Raw genomic sequence first — 16259 nt, 5'->3', positions numbered from 1 at the left:
TTTGCGTTGTGGGGGATGCCCGGAAGGCACCGTTTGATCGTTTACTGCAGCTAGTCAGAGGTCTCTCTGAAACGACCGACGGGCTGACTCTGGACGAGATTGCCGAGGTGCTTGGACAGGGCCGGCGATCGGCCGAGCGGGCGCGCGACGTCATCGCGCTCAATTTCGATCTGGACGAGATTGTCGATGGCCCGCGCAAGCGGTTCCGGATCGTCGATGGCCTTCGCCGTCATTATACTCGGCCGAGCGCTGAGGAGCTTGCGGCGTTGCGCGCCGAGGTCGATGCCATGCGCAGCGGTGGGTCGCTCCGCTTCCAGCAGTTGCAATCGCTGTTGTCGAAGGTGCAGGCCAGCTTCGACGATCGAGAGAGACGGCGGATCGAACCCGACCTAGAAGAATTGCTGAAGCACCTCCGGGCATTTTCAGGGCCAGGCCCGGTCGCCATGGTTGCGCCTGAAGTGACCCGCGCTGCCCTCGATGCCATCATGTCGGGGCAGTGCTTGGAGTTCGATTACCAGACCCTTGAGGCGGACGCGCCACGGTGGCGGCGGATCGCCTGCGCCGGTCTGCTGAATGGCCCGGTGAGCTATGCGGTCGGCTTCATGCCGGGTCGCGACGGAGCCGCGGTCTATCGCCTCGACCGGATGTCCAACGCCCGAGTGTCCGACGAACTGGCGGCGTTGCCCGAGGACTTTGAGCTCGACGACTGGCTTGCCGACGGGTTCGGGATCTGGCGCGAGGAACCACGCGACATTGTCCTGCGCGTATTTGCCGAGAGTGCTGCACGCGCTCGCCAATGGCGCTTCCATCCTCGTCAGCGCATCGAGGAGCAAGCGGACGGTGCCCTGCTCATCTCCTTCCGGACTGGCGGCCTTCGCGAAATTGCTGACCACCTTTTCCAGTGGGCCGGCCAGATCGAGATCGTCGCGCCCGAGGAACTGCAGGATGTCATGGAAGACCGGCTCGAACTAGCCTGGTCGATTATGCGAAGGGATGACGATGAGGAAGAATAGCCCGCCCCTTGGTCATGCCGCCCTCAAGGACAAGCAGCGCCTGTTGCGCGAGATCTTCCCGACCGAACTCACCCTCAGGGTCCACCGCGGACTGAGCTGGTTCGGCCGGGCGTCGGAGGAGACCGACGACAGTGACGTCCGGTTCATCCTGCTCTGGATCGCCTTCAACGCATCCTACGCCTCTGAGATCGACGCCGATCTGGGCGGTGACCGAGAACAGTTCAGGCTTTTCTTCCGCACTCTCGTCCAGCTGGATGCCGGCAATCGAATCTACAACATCGTATGGAGTCGATTTCCCAGCGAAGTCCGTCTGCTGCTCGACAACCGATATGTGTTTGCCCCGTTCTGGGCACACCAGAATGGAGTGCCAGGAACCACTGACTGGGAGGCCCGTCTTAGTCGCGCCAAGCACAAGGCCAATAGTGCGATGACCTCACAAGACACGCCGCTGATCCTGTCGATCCTATTCGATCGGCTGTATGTCCTCCGAAACCAGCTGGTGCATGGGGGATCGACTTGGTGCAGCTCGGTCAACCGCGACCAAGTCCGCGACGGTGCCGCGTTACTCGGTCATCTGGTGCCGGTGTTCCTCGACATCATGATGGACAATCCACAGCACGCATGGGGCATGCCGTTCTACCCCGTGATTGCGGACTAGGACGTGACCATGCGTCCGTTTTTGTCGCCACGGCTTGTAGGATTTGGCGGATGACGCATCCGACTACAACCCGCACCTTCGGACTTTCTAAGTCGAAAATCACCATGTTCGAGCAATGCCCGAAGCGGCTCTGGCTAGCCACCCATCGCAAGGACCTCGCGGAATATGACGAGGGCGCGGAAGCGCGTTTCGCGGCGGGTCACGAGATTGGCGCCATCGCCTGCGCGCTGATCTCTGACGGCATCATGGTCGAGGCGGAACCGGATCTGCGGGCTGCGGTGGACCGGACTCGCGAACTCCTCGCTCTTCAGCAGCCGCGAACGATCTTCGAGGCCACGCTCGAGCATGACGGGGTGCTAGTCCGGATCGACATTCTCGAACCGAACAAGGGTGGCGGATGGAACCTGATCGAGGTGAAAAGCTCGGGATCGGCTAAGGATTATCATCATAACGACCTCGCAACGCAACTCTGGGTTGCGCGGCAGTGCGGGCTAACCATCCGGAGCGCCAGCATTCGTCACGTCGACACCAGGTTTGTGCTGGAAGAACCGGGCAACTATCGCGGATTGTTCCGGGACACCGAGCTTCTTCATGCCGTTGGCGATATCGTGGCCAAGCGCGAGGAGCAGGTTGGCGGTGCCCGGGCAGCCCTCGGCGGACCGCAACCCGAGAAGGAATGTGGCGACCATTGTTCGTCGCCGTTCGTGTGTGAGTTCACCGCTTATTGTCGCTCCAGCCTACCGCCCGGACCGGAGTGGACCGTCGACGTGCTCAACAATGGCGGTGGGAAGAAGTGGCGAGCGCGCGGGATCGAGGATCTGTTTGACATCGATTCGTCCATGCTGGGCAGTCCAACCCACCAGCGCATCTACCATGCCACCGTGAACAACGAGCCCTATCACGACCCGGATGGTGCGCGCGGCGCCATGAACGATTGGGATTTCCCTCGCGCCTGGCTGGATTTCGAGACGATCGCCTTCGCTGCCCCGCGCTGGGTCGGCACCCGACCTTATCAGCAGGTGCCGTTCCAGTATTCGGTGCATGTCGAGCAGCGAGATGGCACCATCGACCACCGCGAATTTCTCAGCCTTAACGGTGCTGATCCCCGCCGCGCCTGTGCCGAGGCGCTGGTCAGCGATGTCCCGGCCACTGGCGCGGTCATCGCCTACAATGCCAGCTTCGAGCGAAGTCAGGTCAAAGCGCTGGCCGACGTCTTTCCCGATCTTGCGCCGGCCCTCCTGTCCGTCGCCGACCGCTTGGTTGACCTCCTCCCCGTCACCCGCGCTCATTATTATCACCGTGACCAGCGCGGCAGCTGGTCGATCAAGGCCGTCCTGCCGACCGTTTCCGATCTCGACTATGCCACGCTCGAGATAAAGGACGGCGGTAGCGCCCAACAAGCTTACCTCAGCGCGATGTGCGCGGACTGCTCTGACGAAGAGCGTGAGATGCTGGCCGAAGAACTCAAGGCGTATTGCGGGCGGGACACCTGGGCGATGATCGTGCTGGCGCGCCGGCTCACGGGATCTGCTCAGTCATGACCGATGAGATCCTGACGCTCAGCCACGCGACCGAACGTGACGTCGACCTCCTCCTGGTCGAGGAACTGCGCTGCTCGTCGGCATTTCGTGAGCGCTTCATCGCGGAATTGGCTCGAATCCTGGGCAGACAGCTCAGCCATTGTGACGCCCGGGTCAGTCACAGTCGTCGCCGCATGCACAGCCGGCGAGAGATCGACATTTTACTCGAGGTCGAGGGGGTAGACGGGAATTATGTGATCCTGATCGAGAACAAGCTGGACACCTCCGAACAGCCCCAGCAAGCCGAATCGTATCGCTCAGAAGCATCCGCAATTGCCGCGGATGGCTTAGAATTTGCCTTGATCGTGCTCACGTGCCCTGACGCTTACGCCGCGAAAGCCACAGCCTTTGCCGCGAAGTTCGACGCGGTATTCAGCTATGAGCGGATCTTGTCCATCTTGCGCGAGAGGGCCGGGACTGAAACCGGCGAACTGACTGAAAGGCTGCGCTTCCGCGCGGACCTGATCTCACAGGCAATTGAGAAGAGCCGGCGAGGCTATCGAGCGGTTCCGCTTGCGGCTGTCGGCAATTTTACTCGCTCCTACGTCGCGATGATGAGTGAGCTGGGGATTGTTCTCCCGCCTGGGCCGAGCATGCTCAAGGAGGCTCCGGCAGAGAGCAAGACGATGATCTTCGCCCCCTCAGCGCTGCCGAAATGGGGCTTCCTTCCCCAGACGCGGCTGGTGCATCAGCTTCGGGAAGGCAACGCCAATATCTGCCTCTATGGCTGGGGAGACCACTTCTCGCGTCTGGCGGCCGACATGGCGCCAGCGTTCGCCGAGACGCCGTATCGCCTCGTGCCGACAGTGAACAAAAGGGCCAACGGCCGAAGCGGCTTGATGATCGTGGTGGATACGCCCGTAATCGACAATCTCGCGGACTTCGACACCCAGCGGGGGATGATCGAAGCGGGTGCACGGGCAACCGCAGGACTGGCCGCGTGGTTCGCCGGCAAGCGGGAAGAAATCCAGAAATGGGCCAGCAAGGTGGCCCTTCTCAGCGCAAGCAGTCAGGGTGAAGCATGAGGGAGTCCGAGTTCAAGGCGTGGATGGAATCGCAGGATTACTCCCGCAACACGATCAGCACCCAGATGAGCAAGGTCCGGAAGCTCGATCGCGCTTTCGGTGATCTCGATGAGCTTCACGCAAGCGGACGTTTCGACGAGATCGAGGCTGCATTAAAGCTCGGCACGGGATTGCCCGAGGACCTCGGCAACGATGGTGAGCGAGGCCATCTGCCGACAAGCCTCAGATATTATCGACGCTTTCTGGAAGAAGGGGCTTCAGGTCGGGATCGAGGTCATTCCGACTTGATCGCTCGCCTGACCAAAGCCGAGATTGAAGCCGCGATGGACGACTGCGATGCTGCTGGCATCGATAATTTCCTGCGCCCTTATGGCTACGTCCGACCATCGAACTGGGTTGAGCGCGCAACGAACGGCCAGCGCTATCCGGCGAAGGCTATCGTGGGAATTGCTGTCTGCAAGCTCCCCGGGGAAACCGCCAAAAGCGCCAGCGAATATTTCGGCGGCTTTGGCGAGAGCCAGTCCTATGCCCGATTGGAGGCCCTCGGCTACACGATTACCGGTCGGGGCCGGGGCCTGGCGGCAGGTGGAAGTTCCACGCTCGGCCTCAATGCTCAGGACATCCTGTCGGCGATCGAGCGATGCGACGCCGCCGGGTCGGTAGAAGCTTTCATTGCCAGTCACGAGGGTCTGGGCAATCCGGCAAAGTATTGGCTGCTCCATCGCGGCAAACGCTATCCCAGCAAGGCAATCGTTCGTGATGCGCTTGCGCATATCGGCAGCGATGCGCGCGCGGGCGGCGGGCAGTGCAAAGCTGCGCTGGACGCGCTCGGATTTGTCGTCATCGACTGGCCGGCGTTCAAGACGTTAAAGGACACCTTCCTGTCGCGCATGAGAGGGTTCGAGGATTTCCGCCGTCAGGATGGCGCTTATTGGACGATCGAGCGGCGCTACAAGGACAAGCTCATCGCAGAAGTGCGGTCGATCGCCGGATCGAGTGCCGATGATCGGGGCGCCGGCGAACAGATTTATCGCGCACTCAGCACAGGGGTTCAGGGAGCGCCGCTGAGCTGGCGAACCCTGGACGAGGCGCAGAAAGCGGAAGCCGGACTGCGCGATCGCTTCTACGAGACGATTGGCCGGACTGCGCGAAGCGAGGACGATCCGCTTGTCACCATCGCCGATGCTGCCAGAGAATTAGAACGACTGAGAGCCGACGGTCTAGCCGGGCTCCGTCGCGGGGAGGTCCTCGCGATCGCTATCAGCGTCGTGGGCACCATCCATCCGGAAGCAGCGAGCTGGTTCAAAATCAGCCGGATCGAGGCCATGGGGCAGCGTCTCTTCGGCCGAAAGCTCTTCCCCCATAGGGAGTTCAGGTCAGCGGATCTCGATGAATTCCTGCACATCATGCGCGCACTGTTCGCACTCTTCGCCAGGGAGCTCGGGTGGAACCCGGCTGATCTGTTCGATGTCCAAGGGTTCGCATGGGTCGCGCTCGAGGACAATCGGGAGGACGAGCCGATGGTCACGCCGGCGAACGATGAAGCGAGCGCCAATTCCTACGGGATCGTTCGGGAACGACCTTATTGGTTTGTCGGGGCGTCATTCGGGCGGGTTACCGACCAGCTCGAGCGCTTCATTGCCGAAGGCATATGGGAGATCGACAATCCCAGCGATCGACATCGCGAACAGGTGTTGCGGATGCAGCCCGGCGATCGGATCGCGATAAAATCGACCTATGTCCGGAAGAACGGACTGCCGTTCGATAATCGGGGTCGGCCAGCTTCGGTCATGGCGATCAAGGCGGTCGGAACCATCACGGCGAATGGCGGCGATGGCGAACGCGTTTCTGTCGAGTGGGAGCCGCTCGCCCCTCTGCGCGAATGGTATCATTACACGTATCAGCCGACGATCTGGGAGGTCTACCCAACCAATGAACTGGCGGAGCGGCTGATCCGCTTTACCTTCAAGGGAAAGGCTCAGGACTATGAGTGGTTCCTGCAGAAGTGGGGCAGGCTGACGACGGAGGAAGAAACACCCGTCGACCCCGTGAAGCGCTCGCCGTTGAATCTCATCCTCTACGGTCCACCGGGAACAGGCAAAACCTACCGAACGATGGCCGAAGCCGTGCGCCTGTGTCGTGGTCTTTCCGCCGACGATCTTCTCCTCAACGATCCCGCTCGGCGGCAGGAACTGCGCCAGGCTTACGAAGAGCTGAAAGGGCAGGGCCAGATCGGCTTCGTCACCTTTCACCAGAATTACGCCTACGAGGATTTCGTCGAGGGGCTGCGTCCGCATCCTCTCGCCGACGGGGTCGGTTTCACGCTCAAGTCGCAGCCGGGGATCCTTCGGCAGATGGCCGAGGCGGCGGAGCTCAGCGCGGAAGAGCATGTCCTCGTCATCGACGAGATCAATCGCGCCAACATTTCCAAGGTGTTCGGCGAGCTCATCACCCTGATCGAGCCGGACAAGAGGCTGGGAATGGAAGAGGGCATGCGGCTGACCTTGCCGTACAGCAATGCCCGTTTCGGCATGCCGGCCAATCTGCACATCATCGGCACGATGAACACCGCGGACCGATCGATCGCCCTGCTAGATACGGCGCTCCGTCGGCGCTTCGAGTTTCGCGAACTGATGCCCGATCCTCGGTTGCTGGAACAGGTCGACGGCATCGACCTTCCCCGCCTGCTCGCCACCATCAACGAGCGCATCGAGTATCTTTTCGACCGCGAACATCAGGTCGGCCACGCCTATTTCATCCGCTGCACCACCCGCACCCACGTAGATGAGGTGATGCGGCACAAGATCATCCCGCTTCTCGCCGAATATTTCTTCGAGGACTGGGCCAAGGTCGCAGCGGTGCTTGGTGACGGCGACGATGGCGAAGGTGACATGGAGGGTAGCTTCCTCGATCGCAACCGGCTGAAAGCGCCGAAGGGACTGGGCGGTGACGAAGCCGCAGCGCCGCGGTTTCGTTGGCAGGTCAAAGACACCTTCTCCTACGATGGCTTCACGGCGGGGTGATCCGCCGGACGATCCTGGAATGGGAGGCAATTCGCTACGGCGAGGCTCCGGACGAGATACCCGCCGTTGCGGCCGATCGGATTGCGGCGGTCGCAGCATCCTCGCCACTGGCCGGCCGGGGTGGGGGCGGAGTCCTTGAGCATGGGCGAACGGCGTTGCGAGCGCGCGGCGTTGTGGGTGTCATTGCCGCAGGCTCATCCTCTTTGGAGATCCTGCCGAAGATCGAGGTGCCCGGCGAGGAAGGGACGCAAGCCACCGGAAGCATTCGCAGGCGGTTGGTGCACATGCTCGCCGTCGCCCTCGATCTGAAGATCGATGCCGGGCAAATCACCACGCTCGATTGGCAGCGCGACACGCTTCTCGAAATCCTCATCCAGCTGTTTTCGATGAAACTGGTCGATGCGGTGCGGCAAGGAATGCCCCGACGTTACGTTGGTCGGGCAGATGACCTGCCTGCCTTGCGCGGTCGGCTCAACGTGTTGCGGCAATTTACCGCACACGCTGCTGACCCGTCGCGTCTTGCCTGCAATTTCGACGCGCTAACCCCCGATACGGCGCTCAATCAGATCATGAAGGCAGCCGTGATGCAATTGTCCCGCATCACACGCACACCCAACAATCAGCGTCGCCTTCGCGAGCTAGCCTTCGTGTACGAGCAGATCGCCGATGTTCAGGTGTCGGCACTACGTTGGGATCAAGTCGTCCTCGACCGCACCAACGATCGTTGGCGAGCACTGCTCAATCTGGCCCGGCTGCTGTTGGGAAGTCGATTTCAATCTACGTCAGCTGGAGGCGGCGAGGGTGTAGCCCTGTTATTTGAGATGAACGTGCTCTTCGAGGAGTACGTTGCGCGCATGCTCGAACGAGCTTTAGCCGACTCCGATCTGCATGTGGTCAGCCAAGGTGGAAGGCTTTATTGCCTAGAGGATACGGAACAGCGGCAGGTTTTTCAGACTAGGCCGGACATCCTTATCAAGCGAGGCGCTCAGATAGTCCAAGTGATCGACACTAAGTGGAAGCGGATTTCGTCGCGGATCGACGATCCCAAGCGCGGTGTGACTCAGGCGGACATCTATCAGATGATGGCTTATGGTCAGCTTTACGGATGCAATCAATTAACGCTTCTCTATCCGCACCATCCCTCCGCTGGATATGATGAAGGCGTCATCAATCGCTACACCGTGAACGCAAGTCAGAACCGTATCGAATTGTTCTCGCTCGACGTAGCGCGTAGCGATGGCATTGTGGGCAGATTGGCTTCCGCTTGCCGCACTCGTCACCACGAAGACGACTTTGCCGAGTGAGGTTGCTCCGATGAGAAATAAAGTCAGTAATTCGGATCTGACGGCGCGCCGGGGTGGCGGCGACAGCTTCTTTGGCTTCGTGCAGAAGCAATTGCGAGACAAGTGCTCGGGTCGATTAGTCGCTCTCATGTTGCGTGAACTCGGTCGCCACGAGCCCGAAGCGTTTCTCGTTTTGCTACAGGAAGTGCAGTTTTCAGCTGATCAACGAAAAGCCATTCGAGGCGGTGCTGCACAGATCGAGACAGAATGGGCTTACATGCCTGGTCGACGCGCCGATTTAGCCGTGATCGTCGATGGCCAGGAAATCTTGCTTCTCGAGGTCAAAGAAGACGACTTGATGTCGTCGGGCAATTCCGACCAGCTTGCCGATTACATCGCCCATGTTGCCGACCGGTCGGCAGAAATCCATTTCGTTCACTTCAGTCGATATTCTCCGCTACGCTCGTTAGGCCCGCTCCAATCAATGCCGAACGTGCACGACCTTCGCTACCGTCACTTGATTGAAGCTGTTCGAAATCACGAAAATGAGACAAGCGGTCGTGCACCATTGTCGCGAATGATACGAGAGTATTTAGAGGATATCGGGGTGGATTCTTATAAACAGATCAGTCTCGACCAAGAGCTGGACGCTCTTACTTTACTTGTTACACAAATGAGCGGTTTCGATCATTTTCATGGTTTGGGCAGATTGCATACCGCATCGAACGCCACCTTGGCACCGGACTTGCTCCGTCGCTTACTGAGCAATGCTGTCGTCTTAGGCGAGTGGTTACTTGAACCAAACGCCTCAATCATTAAGCAAAAGCCAAAGAGCAAATTTCATGTGACAAACCGTTATTCAGCTACGCTACTAAAACGTGCGATTTCGACGCCTGATCCTGACGACGGATTAGTCGATTTGCCTCGCAAAGCGGTTCAAGAAGGGATCCTTTCGGTCCACGCAAGTGCTGCTTTAGACAAGAGCGGTTCGCAGTCTTGGGTCTATGTGACCGTCGGCCAGTATGTAACCGTCAGCGCAGCAACAAGGGAAAAAGCGCGGTTTAGTCTTTTTGTAGAACTCGTATGGAAAGGCGGCGATGGCGTCCACCTTGAAAGTGAGGATTGGTTCGACATGTTCCCCTCGGAATCGACTGCCACGAAGGAGCTTCGCACACTTCTTCAAAGAGCCTTGAAGAAAGCGCGGAAGCTGGACGGATCCCCGGCGGTTTTCGACAAAGTGTCTTTGCCGGCACCTCGCACGTAACTTTCCCATCGCTAAGCGAGCGAGGTAGGAAAGGTTAGATCGGCGCGTAGCGCCAATATCGTGGCAACTCGCGAATGGCTTTCTTGTGGGCCTACCTCCAGTTCTGACGCGCGTGGCGAATACAAGGACGTGCGATGCATCCTCGGTGAAAGTGCCACAAAGATCGGGCTTGTTCCGCATACGTTTGACCAGGAAAGCACCTGAAAAGCGGACTTAAACGTCATTATTCGACGATAGACGCTGTGTTGACCTGTCGGAGGGGGGCAAGTTCGGGCTTCGTAGGCAGTGGGTCCGGCAGTTGGCCGACCTGCAGAGCATTTCTCTAAGGTGATCGGCCCGGAAGTTCGAACCCCCATCGTAATAGCCAAGAGCAAGTACACGCCAGGCAGGACGTCCTCGTGAACTCCATCCGGTTGTCATCATCCTCATCATAGAGGTGGCTTGCCCCTTTAGTGTACCTTCAAGGTGGGCCAGACCGTCAATGCGCTCAGAAAAGACCGGTCTAGAGAAGTGACTTAGTCGGCTAAGTGAGGAGCTGTCCGTCCTGCCGTTGCGGGCGCAACTGACGCTAGCCACCCGAATGCATGGCGCGATGACACACTTCTAAGATCTTTTCGGCAGCGAGTTCGCTGGTAGGTAACATCACTTCGGAAATCATCTGACCGGCGGAGCCTGCAGGGACCCCTTGAAAACCGCAGCAAAGTAGCTGCTCGGGAGCGAGTCTGGAGCGCAGCAGAAAACGCTTGCTACGCTTACGCCATTCAAGGGTGATCAGTGGACGATTGCGTTTGCGCAAATTGTTGGCCGCAGTAATCCTTGCCACGCGTCCACCGTGCGTAAAGTACAAAATAAAGCGGTTCCCGCGAAAGCAACGGTCCTGCAGAGCTATGATTGCCTCCGATGCTTCTTCGCTGGCTTGCTCAAGGAAGATCGTCATCGGCTCTAGCTCGTCCACTTCAGCCCTAGCTTGACGCGTACTGGCCGAGCTTCGTTCTGATCTCATTCGGATAGGTTGCTCATCGGTGGCTTTGACGGAGAGGCTAGATAACCTCTGCCGGATTATCTCCATCACCTCGTGCAGCCCCAGCCTACTCCCTTGCGCCTCAGCGGGCGTGGCGCTGTTCAGAGGCGGGCAGAGCTCTTGGACAAGCAACGCCTCAATCTCACACAAACCACGCTTCGCGGCCTTTTTGCTGTGCCAGCATTCATCTGGGCGGTGATCCGCCCTCACGTACCCTATAGTGAGGCGCTTCAAGACCTCATCGATCGACTGCTCGCGCAAGTCAGAGTGCTCAGCCGCAAACATGGCCTTGCGGTGAGAGGCTTCCATGCCCTGCGATCGGCGAATGTTCGGTCCTGCGGCCCCCAACTCGCCAAAAAGGGGGTGCTCGGCCATTGAGGCTGGAGGCTGAAATGCCGAAGGGCGCAGCGAGAGCTTTTTGCCGCGGAACGTTACCGTCCCGACATGCTTCAGCCATCGGTCCTTAAGTGCGGAACCTGAGTAGGGGTCGTCCTTGCTTCCGGCGTAAATGCCCAGGTAAATGAGCCGCTCATCAAGGAAAATGACATAAATCCCGGCGCCCGGAAAATCGCTGCGGGCGCTCTTCCGCGGCCGGAAAGAAACATTCAGCCACGCCGGGTTGCCTGGCCAGGCTTCGCCTTCCGTGGCTTCCACGAGCTCAGCCCCATTTTCGATAATGCTGGTAAGCTGCACAACACCCCCATCATGTTAGAAAAAGCAAACGACCTTTGTGGCAGTCAGACAAGAGGTTGCGCGTTGATTTGCTCGCGCCATACAGGGGCTCCTCGACAAGACGGACAGGTACAGTGCGCCATTACAAGGTTGTTCGGCTACTCGATCTGGCAAAGGCGCTAGCCAGCAATGCTGAAGGTCTGACGCTCGATGAGATGGCACATGTTCTTGGTGCCAATCGTAGAACTGTGGAGCGAATGCGAGACGCGCTCCGGCTGGTCTTCCCGAATGTGGAGGAGGTCTCCGATGGAAGGCTCAAGCGCTTCCGCATTAGCGGCGGTCTCGACGGGTTCATGCAGTCGCCGTCTGCCGAAGAGCTTGCCGAGCTTGAGGCCGCAGCCGACGCTTTAGAACGCGGCGGGGCGGAAGCTCGCGCTTCGACGCTGCGATCCTTGGCAAGCAAAATCCGCTCAGCGCAGCGGCCGAGTGTGCGTCGAAAAGTTGATCCGGATCTCGAGACACTTCGCGACACTCAGCTGACTGCGTCCGCTCCTCGCGTCAGTTCGGTCGTGGATGAGAGCACGCTTGCTCTTCTGCGTGAGGCAATCCTCAGCTCCCGGCGGCTCAACTTCTATTACACGCGCTCAGATGGAGACGCTCGGAGGCGCAGCGTCGAACCCTACGGTTTCTTGTGGGGCCAGGCAGCATCGTATCTCGTTGGCCCAGAAGAAGCGAAATCTGATCCAGTTCTATGGCGTTTGGATCGTATCGAAGAGGTGGCTCTTGCAGATTATTTCAGCGGCCCTCCAGAGAGCTTTAGCATCGATGCCTATGCCTCACGATCATTCGGTGTCTTCCAGGAAGAGCGGCGAAATATCCGGATTCGCTTCGATGCAGACATTGCTCCTGCCGCTCGAACCTACTTCTTCCACGAGACGCAGGAAATGAAGACGCTCAAGGACGGCTCCCTTGAGGTCTGCTTTGCAGCAGGAGGCGTCCTCGAGGTGGCGCGGCACGTTATGAGTTGGGGAGGGGGCGCCGAAGTTGTCGAGCCCGATGAATTGAGACAGCTCGTCATCAGCGAGCTCGAGAAGGTTCGAGCGCGCCATGCAGCTGACCAAACCATTTCCTCCTAGCATAGCTCGGGAACTCCCGAGTTTCCCCATTCTGTGAGAAGGGCTTCATCAATAAGCGCTTCCACTTCCAGGCTTCGAAAAACACGCTCGATGATCCACCAAGGGTCCTGAGGGGCCTGGCCTGCTAGCCGCTGTACTCCTTTCCGGTGGAAAGCCGCCTCGATCATTTGATCGGCTTTTCTGGAGAGTTGTTCGCCCTTGGGTGACTCGAGATGCGAAAGCACAAAGTTACTTCTTCCGCCTAGCTGTTGAACGTGCGCGATAACTCGCTCCGCTCCGATCTCGCCCACATAGAAATGACTTTTTCCTGCGACGGCATCGATGACGAGAGTCCCCACGCAATTTCTAAATTGCCGACCAACCCGCTTGAGCTCTTCCACTGTTTGCACATGCCGGAGTTCGCCACTGACGCCCACAGGATCAGGAGGCAGAGATGCTTTCCCAATCAGTCTATGAAGTAGCTTGGGAACGGACCCCTTGCTTGCCAGCCACTTCGAATATGAGCGTAAGTCGCCCTCCGTAAGTTCAGGCCTGAACACCTTGGCCATGCTGAGGATCGTGAGCAATTCCTCGTGATCCGCGCCCACGTACTTCTTGAGGAGGCGAGGCCTTCGGAATGATGTCGGCAGTTTCACGCAAAGCTCGATCGTACGAGGCACCAGGCTCTTGCATTGCATGAGCGTGCGAGCGGCTGAGCGCATCTCTGCCTGGCTGAATATGCGATAAAGCCGGGTGAATGCAGAGCGGTCCAGAGACAGCGATGTGAGCCGCCTTACTGCACCACGAAACCCTGGTGGACAGCTGCCGAACGCGTCCTTGAGCAGGTGCTTGTGCCGGCATGTGAGCAGCGTCTCGATAAGATCTGCTTTGTTCGGGTCCCGCAGTTCTCGCGCGAAACGCTCTTGCGAAAGGCATGCAGCGATCACCAATCTACGGTGATTTGATGCACGCAAAGCGGCACCGGCAAAGCCGGAGGCCTGCTCGTCAAGGCGCGTTACCTCGTCCAACCACCAGCGGCTAGGCTGACCAAGATCGATATGCAGGCAATCAGGCTGCATTCGCTGCGCTCCGAGCTTGAGCCTGCGGCAGGAACCCCATCGGTGCCCGCGCGGCGGAGGGCTTCGCTGCCGATTCTGCTTCAAGCATGCGCGTGAGAACTGCCGCACTCTCCTCGCCGAGCAACCGTGCTTTCCGGGCAACGAGCGCGAAGTCGCCCGGAGTGAGATTATCCAGCCGGTCCAAGCAGGCGGGTGGTCGTTCGCCGAAATAGTGCGAGAACAGGGCGCGTGCCTGAGGGGCATCAAGCCATCGGAATGCGATCTTGAAGACGAAGCGTCGGGAGGTCGCTGGATCGAGGCTCTCGCGCAAGTTCGTTGTGGCCACAAAGGGCGTGGTCGCCCGCTCCATCCAAGTGAGCATCTCGTTCGTCATGCTGACTTCCCAGCCGCGGCTGGCTTGTTGACGATCACGTAGGAGGGAGTCTGCTTCATCGATGATCAGCATGGCTTGTGCGTCGGCAGCTTCGCGGAAGGCAGCCGCGATCGCTTTTTCCGTATTGCCCACATACATATTGAGCAGGTCCGAAGCGCGCTTCTCAATGACCTCCATACTCAACCGGCCTGCGATGTAGCGTGCCAGCGCGCTCTTGCCGGTGCCTGGGGGCCCCGAAGCAAGAAGCGACCAGTTGGGAATGCGAGCGGTAGCAAGGCGCGAGACCAGGAACTCGAGGTCTACGTCGGCGCCGCAAAGCGACGGGTCGAAGCGCACAGCGGGTCCACATAGAGTGTTTGGCTCCGCTCCGAGTGCGCGAGCAATCGAGGAGGCGGCGGCGAGGGCCGTACTCGCGTGGCGGTCCGTCCACGCAGCCGCCTGGACAGCATTCCGCAGGACCGCAGGCGCGACCTGCACGGCCGCGAGGTTGTCGCGCTCGGCTGGCTCAAAGGACAGACGCTGCTGCTCGACCATTTCGCCCACAAGCTTGCGACGCAAGGCTCGATTAGGCATGCGGAACTCGATTGCCAGCGTCATTCGTCGCAGAACAGCGCTGCCCAGCAGATTGTGATCATTAACGATCCAGATCGTCGGGGAGGTTGAGCGCTCAACCAGGTTGTTCAGATACAATTTGGAGTGTTTGCTGGCGAGAAAGGAAGGCTGGATCATCAGGTCTTCCGCTTCGTCGACAATCAGCAGATGTTCGGACGAACGCCGCACCAGCGAGCGGCAGATGGCGAGGTGACCCAAGCGCTCGGAGCGCTCGGGTTCGGTGCCAAATTCGTCAGTCGCCCCGACCATCACCGCATACAGTCCGCAGGCTTGAGCAAGCACGCGAGCGAACTCCGACTTTCCGGTGCCTGGAAGGCCGTAGAGAAGGATGTTCAACCCACTCCGGCGACGAGAGGACTCGTGCACGAGCTTTCGAGCAAGTTCCCCCAGGTCGCCAAGGTGCGTAAAGTTATCCCAGTTGAGCGTCGAAGCAGGAGCCGAGCCAAGCAGCCCCTTTGCCAGCTTTGCAGGCTGATTGGTGGGCATCTGAGCGATACGCAGCGCCAGTGCGCTCGCTGTCCAATCGCCTCCGCGGCAATCGGTCACTAACCCTGCACTTAGAAGTGCCGAGCCTGGCTCCATCCGCTTGTGGACCGTCATCGCGCTCTTGCCGAGAAGTGCAGCAAGCACATCAATGTGCACCTCGTTGCTCACCCGAGGACCATTGACGAAGAGCTGAAGGAGCTGGCTGTAAGGTTCAAACATTCGAGCGCGCACCAGATGCCGCAGAATGTCGACGTCCAGTTGGTCCAGATCGACAGTGCGCCCGAGCCACTGCAATCGGGCATCCAAGCCGGTCGAACGCCGGCGTGGGAGCGCCGCTCGCAACTGCCCAATCCGTTCTCCAATCGCGTTTTGAAACTCCTCGTCGGTCCAACCTCGCGTGCCGGCGCGCGACCATCGCATGCCCAGCTCGCTTCCGATTTGGTCCGCGAGGTCGAGGACAGACTCTCGCATGTGTTCCGGAAGCTTGCGCGTAATCTGCGGCAGTGCCTCTACTGAAAGATGAGCTAGTAGGGCGCGCTCGCCCTTCGGCATGGTGCCCGGCAGATTTTGGCTGAAACGGCTACGGCGACGGATAAGCACCTCCTCTTGGTTGGAGATGCCAGAAGAACATCGATGTACGTCAGTTTTGGTCGTTTTGCGCGCAAGCCACTTCTTTGCTGTCCTGACCCGTTGCTGAAAGTACTCGGACTTCTATGCGCAGGTGTCCACGCGGATCGACCATACGACGCACGATGAAGCTGCCTTGAAAGCGTCCGCGGTACCCTGGTTGGGTCAGCATCGAGATGGCCTGGTCCTGCGTGTCCACAATCAAGCAGGTACTTAATCCCATACAGTCGTACAGACGGTAGCGAGCGCTCAGACCGACAAGTTGGAGCGGACTTCTATTCCGGTATTCGACCCATACGGTGAACTGTTGATCACCTTGGGTTGCATAATCGTGCTGTTCCCAATTGATGTGGTTCAGCTCAACCAGGCTTGGCGGAACGATCCTGTCCCACAAAGCCCAGTTCAGAGCCTTCTCCATTAACAGCCAG

12 protein-coding genes are annotated in these 16259 nt (G+C 59.3%); 8 read left to right on the top strand and 4 right to left on the bottom strand.

What is annotated here, in order from left to right; translation table 11 throughout:
* Nucleotides 1-8: 8 nt before the first annotated feature.
* The 7 genes from ABD727_RS09340 to ABD727_RS09310 are packed head-to-tail and all read left to right on the top strand — an operon-like array spanning nt 9 to nt 9846.
* A complete protein-coding gene (locus ABD727_RS09340) occupies nt 9-1013 on the top strand; it encodes a helix-turn-helix transcriptional regulator (RefSeq protein WP_344707137.1) in 1005 nt (334 codons plus the stop codon).
* Nucleotides 1000-1671: a hypothetical protein gene (locus ABD727_RS09335; RefSeq protein ID WP_344707136.1), complete on the top strand. Its 672-nt coding sequence runs from the start codon at nt 1000-1002 to the stop codon at nt 1669-1671. The genes ABD727_RS09340 and ABD727_RS09335 overlap by 14 nt, the downstream gene beginning before the upstream one ends.
* A gap of 50 nt (nt 1672-1721) precedes the next feature.
* The gene (locus ABD727_RS09330; protein WP_344707135.1) at nt 1722-3212 is read left to right on the top strand and encodes a DUF2779 domain-containing protein; all 1491 of its coding nucleotides are present in this window, start codon (nt 1722-1724) and stop codon (nt 3210-3212) included.
* A complete protein-coding gene (locus ABD727_RS09325) occupies nt 3209-4276 on the top strand; it encodes a PD-(D/E)XK nuclease family protein (protein WP_344707134.1) in 1068 nt (355 codons plus the stop codon). The genes ABD727_RS09330 and ABD727_RS09325 overlap by 4 nt, the downstream gene beginning before the upstream one ends.
* Complete coding sequence (locus ABD727_RS09320; RefSeq protein WP_344707133.1) at nt 4273-7299, top strand: McrB family protein; 3027 nt, start codon at nt 4273-4275, stop codon at nt 7297-7299. Before ABD727_RS09325 ends, ABD727_RS09320 begins: the two co-directional genes overlap by 4 nt.
* Nucleotides 7296-8603, top strand: a complete 1308-nt coding sequence (locus tag ABD727_RS09315) for an McrC family protein (protein ID WP_344707132.1) — start codon at nt 7296-7298, stop codon at nt 8601-8603. The genes ABD727_RS09320 and ABD727_RS09315 overlap by 4 nt, the downstream gene beginning before the upstream one ends.
* The gene (locus ABD727_RS09310) at nt 8593-9846 is read left to right on the top strand and encodes a hypothetical protein (protein WP_344707131.1); all 1254 of its coding nucleotides are present in this window, start codon (nt 8593-8595) and stop codon (nt 9844-9846) included. The genes ABD727_RS09315 and ABD727_RS09310 overlap by 11 nt, the downstream gene beginning before the upstream one ends.
* Nucleotides 9847-10414: 568 nt before the next feature.
* Here the strand turns inward: ABD727_RS09310 and ABD727_RS09305 are convergent.
* Nucleotides 10415-11560: a hypothetical protein gene (locus ABD727_RS09305; protein ID WP_344707130.1), complete on the bottom strand. Its 1146-nt coding sequence runs from the start codon at nt 11558-11560 to the stop codon at nt 10415-10417.
* Between the two features lie 113 nt (nt 11561-11673).
* Here ABD727_RS09305 and ABD727_RS09300 point away from each other — a divergent pair, with 113 nt between their 5' ends.
* A complete protein-coding gene (locus ABD727_RS09300; protein WP_344707129.1) occupies nt 11674-12675 on the top strand; it encodes a helix-turn-helix transcriptional regulator in 1002 nt (333 codons plus the stop codon).
* Here ABD727_RS09300 and ABD727_RS09295 read toward each other — a convergent pair.
* The 3 genes from ABD727_RS09295 to ABD727_RS09285 are packed head-to-tail and all read right to left on the bottom strand — an operon-like array spanning nt 12672 to nt 16249.
* Nucleotides 12672-13733 (bottom strand): hypothetical protein, encoded by a 1062-nt coding sequence (locus tag ABD727_RS09295; RefSeq protein WP_344707128.1) that lies wholly within the window; start codon nt 13731-13733, stop codon nt 12672-12674. The two genes, ABD727_RS09300 and ABD727_RS09295, sit on opposite strands and share 4 nt — an antisense overlap.
* Entirely contained in the window at nt 13723-15804 is a 2082-nt protein-coding gene (locus ABD727_RS09290; RefSeq protein ID WP_344707127.1) for an AAA family ATPase, read from the bottom strand. Before ABD727_RS09290 ends, ABD727_RS09295 begins: the two co-directional genes overlap by 11 nt.
* A 40-nt stretch (nt 15805-15844) precedes the next feature.
* Nucleotides 15845-16249, bottom strand: a complete 405-nt coding sequence (locus ABD727_RS09285; protein ID WP_344707126.1) for a hypothetical protein — start codon at nt 16247-16249, stop codon at nt 15845-15847.
* Nucleotides 16250-16259 lie beyond the last annotated feature (10 nt).

The sequence above is a fragment of the Sphingomonas swuensis genome (genome assembly GCF_039538045.1).
GTDB classification, from domain to species: domain Bacteria; phylum Pseudomonadota; class Alphaproteobacteria; order Sphingomonadales; family Sphingomonadaceae; genus Sphingomicrobium; species Sphingomicrobium swuense.
Note: the sequence above shows the minus strand (reverse complement) of the source record. Positions and strands in the feature narration are given on the sequence as shown.